This is a genomic window from Psychrobacter sp. UBA2514 (assembly GCF_002341255.1).
Taxonomy (GTDB): domain Bacteria; phylum Pseudomonadota; class Gammaproteobacteria; order Pseudomonadales; family Moraxellaceae; genus Psychrobacter; species Psychrobacter pacificensis.
In genome coordinates, this window is sequence record NZ_DDNS01000046.1 from 1 (window position 1) to 1,602 (window position 1,602).

Sequence of the window (1,602 nt, forward strand, 5' to 3'; positions counted from 1 at the left end):
GCCAAAAGTGGCTCAATCAACGCTACAAGCTCAGGCGCACGCTGACCCCATAGGGCAAGTATGTGCGTCAGATCTGCAAGCGGTATCGGGAATTTTTCAGTGGTAATGAAATGTAGGCGGGCATCTGCCAGTTGTGGGTAGGTATCGCGCAGCTGTCGCCATAACTGCCAAGTCGCCAATAAGTTAAGCCCAGTACCAAAACCCAATTCGGCAATCGTAAAGCATTGCTTTGGTACAAGGCCTGCCAAGCGATCAGGCAGCTGATTGTGCTCTAAAAATACATGACGTGTCTCTGCCAGACCATCCGCATGCGAAAAATACACATCGCCGAACTCACCAGACACTGGCACCATATTGCCAGTATCATCCATTTGCCACTCAACCTTGGCAGGTGTGATAATGTTTAATGGTTCAGCGTTTGTGTGATGAGCGATAGACATGGAAACTTCTTAGTAGGATGATTTACTATAATAAAAATGTTCTTGATGACAGAATCAAGTTCATAAAAATACAATGAGACGTCGCAGAATAGAGCAGGTCAAAGGCTAAATCTATAAAGAGCGCATTGCTTACCAGCGATCACGGCGAACGAACACCAGCCACGAGATAAAAATACCCACCAATAAACTGATTAAAACGGTAAATGCACCATACAAAAACAGCTGACCTTTGCTCTCATAGACTAAAACGTTTGCTTGGGTCTGCAAGTCGTTCACTTGGCGTTGCAATTGTGCATTACGGCTGAGTAGTTCTTGATTGGCCTCGGACAGTGCTTTAGTAGACGGTTGCAACTGTGCTGCCAGAGTATCATTGATATCTAGTGCTGAACTTGTTGCTGCATCGCCTACAGCAGGTTGATTTATAGGGGCTACTGTAGGATTCGCTGCATCTGCGTTGGGTGCCGTTGGCGCGGCTTGCACTGATACTGCTGCCATCAGTAACAGGCTAGCCAAGCTACTTTTATAGAATCGAGTATTCAAATAAAGGACTTTCTGACTCACGATGCAGCTACTTTATCAGTGGGCGCAGGCAATGCTTGGATAAATGGCTTGATATCTACGTGGCTATAAACGCCATCACGCAAATAAGGCTCATCGTTTGCCCACGCTTGTGCCGCCTCGATAGAGTCAAACTCAGCAATGATTACACTGCCTGACATATCGCTTTTGCCATGTTCGATCGGCGTTGGGCCTGCAATCACCAGACGATCTTCACGACTTAGCGCCTGCAGCCGCTCAATATGTTCAGCGCGAGTAATCAGACGCTGTGCGCTGCTATTAGCCACATCATGACCAATAATGACAAATAAAGACATGGAACTTCCTTAGTTGATAATAAAACGTAATGATTGATTTGAAATACATCGTATAACGCTAACGGCTGATTACTTTGAGCTCTAAAAGCAGTTTTATCAATTATAAGACAGTAGCTGCAATCAGCGCATAACTGTTATTTAGTGGTTTTGTCCGTCAGCGCAGGGTTGAGATGCTTTTTGAGTACAGCAAACTGAGCCACGACGAATACCAGCATAATCGGAATCCAGCCATAAGTCTTGAAGTTAATCCACGCTTCATCTGACATGGTGAATGCTGTAATATAATG

General features: G+C 45.3%; 3 protein-coding genes and 1 pseudogene. All 4 read right to left on the reverse strand.

All coding sequences use genetic code 11. From position 1 onward, the window contains the following. Nucleotides 1-440, reverse strand: a pseudogene (locus B3V51_RS11195) (FAD-dependent cmnm(5)s(2)U34 oxidoreductase); the annotation flags it as partial. 129 nt (nt 441-569) lie between these two features. Beyond that, nucleotides 570-935: a hypothetical protein gene (locus B3V51_RS11200; protein WP_228724540.1), complete on the reverse strand. Its 366-nt coding sequence runs from the start codon at nt 933-935 to the stop codon at nt 570-572. A 62-nt stretch (nt 936-997) separates the two neighbouring features. Then, on the reverse strand, nt 998-1,315 hold the full coding sequence (locus B3V51_RS11205) for a YciI family protein (RefSeq protein WP_223333529.1): 318 nt from the start codon (nt 1,313-1,315) through the stop codon (nt 998-1,000). 134 nt (nt 1,316-1,449) lie between these two features. Next, the gene (locus B3V51_RS11210) at nt 1,450-1,581 is read right to left on the reverse strand and encodes a septation protein IspZ (protein ID WP_414706383.1); all 132 of its coding nucleotides are present in this window, start codon (nt 1,579-1,581) and stop codon (nt 1,450-1,452) included. Nucleotides 1,582-1,602 lie beyond the last annotated feature (21 nt).